Genomic DNA, 7,644 nt, shown 5'->3' with positions numbered 1-7,644 from the left:
AAGTTTTAAAAGCTTATAAAAAAGATTTTGGCGAATTTGAAATTCATGGGATTTATGATGAGAATTTGTGCAAAGAATTTGATCTAAATTCTAAGCCACTTTATAGCTCACATGAATTTAGTGCTATGGGTTTTATAGAAGTTTTACCTTTGATTTTTAAAGGAAAAAAAGATATTATTCTAAACTTGTAAATTTAAAGGTAAAGCATGGATTATAAAAAAGCATTTTATTCAAAATTAGAAGATTGTTATTTGGGTTCTAAAATTAAACATTCACAAAATCAAGCTAAAAATGGTTTTACAAATTTACTTGTTATAAAAGAAAAATATTTTCAAAAAATTAAAGACTATTTAGACACACAAAAGCTTTATACAGATACTTATAATAAGCTTTATAATTTTTTTAGCACTTATTTAAATGAAACAGGAACGCCATTTTTTTACGATACGCCTATGTATAAAAATATCTATGCAAGGGTATATTCAAATTCAAAAGATACAAATCTTTTTTATAAAACACAAAATTTATACTATGTAAAATCAGATACTATTTACAATCCTTTAAGCTTGCAAAGTGAAGATAAAAAATATACTTTAAATTTTCTTACCGATGAGTATGAGCAAAATGCTGATAATAATAGAAGTAAAATCAATTTTTATTTGCAAAATATACAAGATGATAATATAAACATAAAAGTAATAAATTCTAAAAATCATGATGGCACAAATATATTTAAACAAAACTCAAGTGAATTTAGCGATATTTTTTTAAAAACTTTAGAAAATGCAAAAATAAACATAAAAGAAGAAGAATTAAAAAAGCTTTTTAAAACTTATAAAAAACAAAATGAAGTAGATTTTTTCATACATAAAAATGCGAAAGAATTTTTAAAAGAACAATTTGATTTGTGGTTGTTTTCTTATGTGAATGATAGCATTACTGATTGGACTAAAGAAAAAATAGATGAGATTAACACTCTAAAACAAATCGCTTTAAATATTATTGATTTCATAGCTGATTTTGAAGATGAGTTAAAAGCTATATGGCTAAAGCCAAAATTTGCTAAAAATACTCACTATGTATTTAGTTTAGATACTATTAAATCACACTCAAACAATGCTGATGAAATTTTAAACTCCATATATAAAGATGTAAATTTTAAAGAGCAAATTGCAGAATGGAAAGAATTAAATTTCATAAATGATGAGTTTGATATAAAAGCTATAAACGATGAAAAATACAAATTCTTACCATTTGATACGAAGTATTTAAGTGAGGAAAATTATTATAAACTTTTGCAAAGTTTTGATAATTTAGATGAAATTTTAAACGGAGAGCTTGTAAAAGCAGATAATTTTCAAGCGCTAAATTCTTTAATGCCAAAATATCAAGGCAAAATAGATCTAATCTACATAGATCCGCCATTTAACACAGGAAGTGACTTTGACTATAAAGATAAATTTCAAGATAGTACTTGGCTTTCTTTGATGCATAATCGCTTAGAACTAGCAAAAGAATTTTTAAGTGATAAAGGAAGTTTTTATTTGCATTTAGATTACAATGCAAATTATCGTGGTAGAGAACTTTTAAATGATATATTCGGAGAAGAAAATTTTGTAAATGAAATTGTGTGGAATTACAAGGGTACCACAAATACTAATGTTAAATTTGCACCAAAGCATGATACTATACTATATTATAAAACAAAGAGTCATATTTTTAATTTTGATGATGTAAGAATTCCCTATGAAGATGATGATAAATTTTCCATAGATGAAAATGGAAAATATTATATGATGTGGAAAAAAGATCAGAGGTATTATCCGCCACAAAAATTTGTAAATAATACTTGGATATTATTAGGAAAATCTCAGTATGATGTATGGAATGATATTCCATCAATGGCAACGGCTCATGGAAAAGAATTTTTAAATTTTCAAACACAAAAACAAGAAAAATTGCTTCAAAGAATAATAAAAGCAAGCAGTAATGAAAATTCTATTGTTTTAGATTTTTTTACAGGAAGTGGCACAACAATAGCTACTGCACATAAACTAGAACGCAAATGGCTTGGAGTAGAAATGGGAGAACATTTTTACAAAGTCATCATTCCTAGAATGAAAAAAGTTTTAAATGGTTTTGTTTGTGGTATAAGCAAAGAAGTAGAATTTAAAGGTGGTGGTGCTTTTAGATACTATGAACTTGAAAGCTATGAAGAGAGTTTAGAAAATTGTGAATATAAACTTGATAAAAATTCACTCATAGATTATAGAAAATCACGCAAACTCATAAAAGCACTCAAAAAAGGCGAAAATATATGCCTTGATATGAATGCTTATGATAAAGAATTTGATATATTTTTAACGATGTCAAATCTTTTAGGACTTAAAATCAAAAATATTTTTATAGATGAAAATGGTATAAAATCTTGTAAATTTGAAAACGATGAGGTTATAAATTTAGAAAATATAGACTTAATCAAATATCAAAAACTAAAAAATTTAATTTGGTGGGAAAAGTGATGAATGAGAGTGAATTATATATTTATTTAGGTCAAGATGAGCATTATATCACTCTTGATGAAATGAATTCAATTGTAAATACTATTAATATAATTAGCAATGATTTATGTGTAAAGTTATTGTCAAATTATCAAGATGTTTCATTTGTTATATGTCCATGTGAACAAGGTTCGTTTAAATTAAAAATAAAACATATGTTGTTAGGTTCTGGTGTTTGCATTTTGACTTGGCTTAATGAAAGTGAAGCTGGTAAAGCTTTTGTTGAAGGTTTAACAGGACATGAAACACCATATTATTACAAGAAAGCTGGACAAATTTTAGGAGATGTAATAAAAGGTGTATTAGAAAAAGATATATTTACGCTTGAAAAAATAAATAATGAATTGGATAATTTCGGGTATATTTTAGATAAATCTATAAAAGAAAAAAGTGTGCTATATGAAGCAATTAATAAGAGTAAAACTATAAAATCAATAAGTTTTAGTAATGAAAATAGTAATGCAATACCAAAAAAAGATTTTATCAATCATATTAAAAAAGGTGATATTATTCGTCAACTAGAACCTAGTTATGAAATATTAGATTTGATAATTTCAAAATCTATCAATACTAAAAAACAAGGAAAATGGACATTTGAATTACTAGAGACCAAGAAAAAGTTTAATGCAGAAATATTAGATAACGTATTTATGTTAAAATTTTTAGATGGTTTTTATCCGCTTAAAGAAGGTAATCGGGATGATATTATCAAAGCTTTATTGCGCATAGATTCAAAAATAAAAAACGGGAATAAAGAAACAGAGGAATATTTTATTCAAGAAATTTTTAATTTTAATAAAAATAAAATTAAAGATATTCCCAAAGAATTTGAAAAATATTTGCAAGTAAAGTATGATTATAAAATACCAAGTCTTTTTAATTGAGATTAAAGGTAAAAAAAATAATGCAAAATAACATCATCCTTTACGCTATGCAAGATAAAAAGTTAAAAGTAGAACTTTATGAGTTTGGTGATAGTGTATATTTAAATCAAGAAAGCTTAGTAAAACTTTTTTATGCTTTAAGAGAAAATATTACCATGCATATTAACAACATATTGCAAAATAGACAGTTGCAAGAAATTTCAGTATGTAAAAAATTCTTACATACTACAAATGATAATAAATAATTAAAGCTTTAAAGGAAAAATAATGGCTAAAGCAAAACAAAACATAAAAAAACATTTATTGTTAAATAAATTTATCAATGATAAATCACTAGTGCAAAAGCTTGATGAAAGTTATGATTTTAGTAATTTTTCTCAAGCCATAAATTTGCAATTTTATCAGCAAGAAAGTGTTAAAAATGCTTTAGCCATACTTTCTTTTTACATGATGGATGAGTTAAATTCGCATGAATATAATCAAGAACGCAGAAGACTTTTAGAATTTTATCAAGATGAAAGCGAGAATTTAAAATTACAAAAAGAAGATATTGCAAAGGCTTCATTTTGGATGGCTACAGGAAGTGGTAAAACTATAGTTATGATTAAACTTATAGCTTTGATACATGAATTTATTAAAAATAATCAATTACCTAAAAAGCCCATCATGCTTTTAGCACCAAATGATAAGATTTTAAATCAATTCAAAGCAAATATAGCTAAATACAATAATCATCACGGCAACTTTATCAAAATAAAAGATTTAAAAGATTTTGAAAGCATAGAAAAAGAAGCTAGTTTATTAAATGAAGTGGTAGTGTATTTTGCAAGAAGTGATTTACTTGAAAGTGAAGAAAATGTAGGCAAGGATAAAAAAGCAAAAAGATTAAACTATAAAAATTATCTTAATAAAGATGGTTGGTATATATTGTTAGATGAAGCTCATAGAGGCGATAGCAAAACATCACTAAGAAAAAACTATTATCATGAACTTGCTAGAGGTTTTATCAAAGAAGATGAATTTCCAAAAGGTTTTGTTTTTAATTTTTCAGCTACTTTTGAAGATGAGATAGATTTTATAACTTGTGCTTATAATTATAATCTTCAAAAATTTAATCAAGAAGGGTATGGTAAAAACATAGCAGTTTTAAATGAGAATTTAGATTTTAAAAGTGAAAATAATGAAGAAGCAAAAATAAAAACAATTTTGGAAAGTTTTATAATTTTTAATGCCATTATAAAAACAAAAGAAGAATTGATTTTAAAAAGACAAGATTTTGTATATCATAATCCTTTAATTATAGCAGTTTCTGATAAAGTAAATACTCAAGATGCGGGTATAAAAGCGTATTTTAAAGCAGTGCATAATGTATTAAAAAATAAAGTAGATGTAAGCAATATAGCCTTAGAGCTTTATGAAAAACTTCAAAATCAAAATTTGCATTTTAGTATAAATACGCTAAGCGATGATTTTTTAAAATATATAAAAAATGCAAATAACGATGAACTTAGAGAAAATATTTTTTATGCAAATGCAAATGCAAATTTAGAATGCTATAGTATTAAAGGAAATGATAAAGAATTAGCTTTTAAGAGTAAAAATTCAAACAAGCCTTTCATGCTTTTAAATATTTCAAATGCAAAAGAATGGGAAAAAAACTTTTTGCTTGAGCTTGGGGTGGAAAGTATAAGTGATATATCGCAAAGTCATTTTGAAAATATCAATAGCTCGCAATCTTCTATTAATATCATGTTAGGAAGTAAGGTTTTTTCAGAAGGTTGGGATAGCAATCGTGTAAATTTAATTTCTTTTATCAATATAGGTAGTATTAATGCTAAAAAATATGTTTTACAAACTATAGGAAGAGGTGTTAGAATAGAACCTTTCTTAAATATAAGAAAGAGATTAAATGCTTTAAAAGAGATGTTTAAAATCGATGAACAATGTATAAATTTAGCATGTGGATTGGAAACTCTTTTTGTAATGGCAAGTGATAATGAAGCTATCAAAGCTATCATAGAAGGTATAGAATGTGAATTTATGGAAAGTAAGCACTTGAAAGGATTTAAAGAGACGAAATTGTCGTTTGATTTACCTGTGCCAAAATATAAAAATGAAAGTAAATTAAATAATATTTATAAAATTTCAAAAAGAGAAGCAAATTCTTTGAAAGAATTTGTAAATTCTTATGATGAAGATGTTTTAATTTTAGAGCAGTGTTTGTATAAAAGTTTTAAATATTCTACATTGCAGGAATTTGAAAAATTTATCAATGGAGAAAAAAGTAGAATACAATCATCAGGAGATAGAGTAGAATTCAATGAAAAAACAACATTAAAAACAATCAATAGTGTATTAAATTCTAATGCTAAAGTTTTGGATAAATTTGTAAAGCTAGAGAAAGAAATAACACACCATAAAAATATACAAGCAAAATTAGATTTTGAAACAGTTCAAAAAATTAATAAAACTATAAAAGATGTTTTAAATGCAAAAAGTGAAGATGAATTAAAAGTTGATTTTGAAAATAAAAGAATAAATTTAGATGAGCTAATGCAAGGTATAAAAGAAAGTCAAAAAAGTAAGGAAGTGCAAAATTATATAATTAGTGCAAAGCTTAGTAAGCATTATTATAATCCTTTAATTATTTACAATAAAAACGATAAAGAAAGTAAGATTAATTTTGCTATTTCTAATGAGAGTGAAAAAGAATTTTTAAAAGAATTGGAAGATAATTTGGAATTTTTTGGGCAATATGAATGGTATTTTTCAAAATTGGTAGAAAATCAAGATGAAATTTATATTCCTTATTTTGATGAAGAGTATCAAAAAGAAAGAAAATTTTACCCTGATTTTATATTTTGGTTAAAAAACAAACAAAGTGGAGATTTTTTTATATATTTTATAGATCCAAAAGGCTTAAAAATAGAAGATAATCCTAGATTTAAACTAAAAGGCTTTAAAATGATATTCGAGAATAAAAATTTAACTTATGAAGATAAGAATATAAAAGTAAATTTATTTTTTTACAATAAAAATAAAAATTATGTTTCAGATGAGCTAAAAGATTTTGTTAAATCAAACATAGAAGATATTTTCAAATGAAAACCTTTTTAGTTTGTGCTTTAGAACCTTCAGCAAATTTGCATTTAAAAGAAGTTTTAAAAGCTTATAAAAAAGATTTTGGCGAATTTGAAATTCATGGGATTTATGATGAGAGCTTATGCAAAGAATTTGATTTAAATTCTAAGCCACTTTATAGCTCACATGAGTTTAGTGCTATGGGTTTTATAGAAGTTTTACCTTTGATTTTTAAAGCAAAAAAAGCTATAAAAGAGCTTGTAAATTTAAGTTTTACTCAAAAAATGGATGGGATTTTATGTATAGATTCGCCCGCTTTTAACATACCTTTTGCCAAGGCTTTAAAAAAAGCAGGTAGTAAAATTCCACGCATTTATTATATCTTGCCTCAAGTTTGGGCGTGGAAAAAAGGTCGCATACCTATCATAGAAAGTCATTTTGATATTTTAGCTTCTATTTTACCCTTTGATAATCAGTTTTTTAACAAAAGCACTTATGTAGGCCATCCGCTTTTAGATGAGATAAAAGAATTTAAAAATAAAGAAGACATTAACAATATACTTTTAAAAAAAGATGATGAAAAAACTATAGCCTTTTTACCAGGTTCAAGGCGTAGTGAAATTAGGCGTTTGATGCCTATTTTTAAAGAACTTTCTCAAAAATTTAAGGGTGAAAAAATTCTTTGTGTTCCCCCATTTAATCTTGAAAAATTAGAAATTTATGGTGATATTAGTGAATTTAAAATAGAAAGTAACACTCCAAAAGTGCTTAAAAAAGCTGATTTTGCCTTTATTTGTAGTGGAACGGCTACTTTAGAAGCAGCTTTAGTGGGAACTCCTTTTGTTCTTGCTTATAAGGCAAAGGCTATCGATATTTTTATCGCAAAACTTTTTGTAAAATTAAAACACATAGGACTTGCAAATATTTTTTGTGATTTCGCTGGAAAAGAAGCTTTAAATCCTGAATTTTTACAAGATAAAGTCAATGTTTTAAATTTATATGAAGCTTATAATAAATATGATTATAAGGCATTTTTTGCTAAAGTTTATTTTTTAAAAGAATATTTACAATTTGGAAGTGCTAAAAATTTAGCAAAAATCCTAAGTGAAATATAAAAG

At 25.1% G+C, this 7,644-nt stretch carries 5 protein-coding genes and 1 pseudogene; all 6 read left to right on the top strand.

What is annotated here, in order from left to right; all coding sequences use genetic code 11:
- A pseudogene (locus AJ888_RS09500) lies at positions 1-176 on the top strand (lipid-A-disaccharide synthase); the annotation flags it as partial.
- A gap of 30 nt (positions 177-206) precedes the next feature.
- Positions 207-2,522, top strand: coding sequence for a site-specific DNA-methyltransferase (locus AJ888_RS06535; RefSeq protein ID WP_002861071.1), 2,316 nt, complete (start codon positions 207-209; stop codon positions 2,520-2,522).
- Positions 2,522-3,445: a hypothetical protein gene (locus tag AJ888_RS06530; RefSeq protein WP_002861070.1), complete on the top strand. Its 924-nt coding sequence runs from the start codon at positions 2,522-2,524 to the stop codon at positions 3,443-3,445. Before AJ888_RS06535 ends, AJ888_RS06530 begins: the two co-directional genes overlap by 1 nt.
- A gap of 20 nt (positions 3,446-3,465) precedes the next feature.
- The gene (locus AJ888_RS06525) at positions 3,466-3,690 is read left to right on the top strand and encodes a hypothetical protein (protein WP_002861069.1); all 225 of its coding nucleotides are present in this window, start codon (positions 3,466-3,468) and stop codon (positions 3,688-3,690) included.
- Positions 3,691-3,712: 22 nt separating this feature from the next.
- Positions 3,713-6,550: a DEAD/DEAH box helicase family protein gene (locus tag AJ888_RS06520; RefSeq protein ID WP_002861068.1), complete on the top strand. Its 2,838-nt coding sequence runs from the start codon at positions 3,713-3,715 to the stop codon at positions 6,548-6,550.
- Positions 6,547-7,641, top strand: a complete 1,095-nt coding sequence (lpxB, locus tag AJ888_RS06515) for a lipid-A-disaccharide synthase (RefSeq protein ID WP_002861067.1) — start codon at positions 6,547-6,549, stop codon at positions 7,639-7,641. Before AJ888_RS06520 ends, lpxB begins: the two co-directional genes overlap by 4 nt.
- The last annotated feature ends 3 nt before the right edge of the window (positions 7,642-7,644 follow it).

The sequence above is a fragment of the Campylobacter sp. BCW_6467 genome (assembly GCF_001762855.1).
In the GTDB taxonomy this organism is placed as follows: Bacteria; Campylobacterota; Campylobacteria; order Campylobacterales; family Campylobacteraceae; genus Campylobacter_D; species Campylobacter_D jejuni.
The sequence above is the reverse complement of the archived record's forward strand: the minus strand, read 5'-3'. Positions and strand labels throughout refer to the sequence as shown.

Excerpts from the sequence above, each read along its gene's own strand:
- AJ888_RS06520 (WP_002861068.1), top strand. The coding sequence starts at position 3,713 with ATGGCTAAAGCAAAACAAAACATAAAAAAACATTTATTGTTAAATAAA.
- lpxB (WP_002861067.1), top strand. The coding sequence starts at position 6,547 with ATGAAAACCTTTTTAGTTTGTGCTTTAGAACCTTCAGCAAATTTGCAT.
- AJ888_RS06530 (WP_002861070.1), top strand. The coding sequence starts at position 2,522 with ATGAATGAGAGTGAATTATATATTTATTTAGGTCAAGATGAGCATTAT.
- AJ888_RS06525 (WP_002861069.1), top strand. The coding sequence starts at position 3,466 with ATGCAAAATAACATCATCCTTTACGCTATGCAAGATAAAAAGTTAAAA.
- AJ888_RS06535 (WP_002861071.1), top strand. The coding sequence starts at position 207 with ATGGATTATAAAAAAGCATTTTATTCAAAATTAGAAGATTGTTATTTG.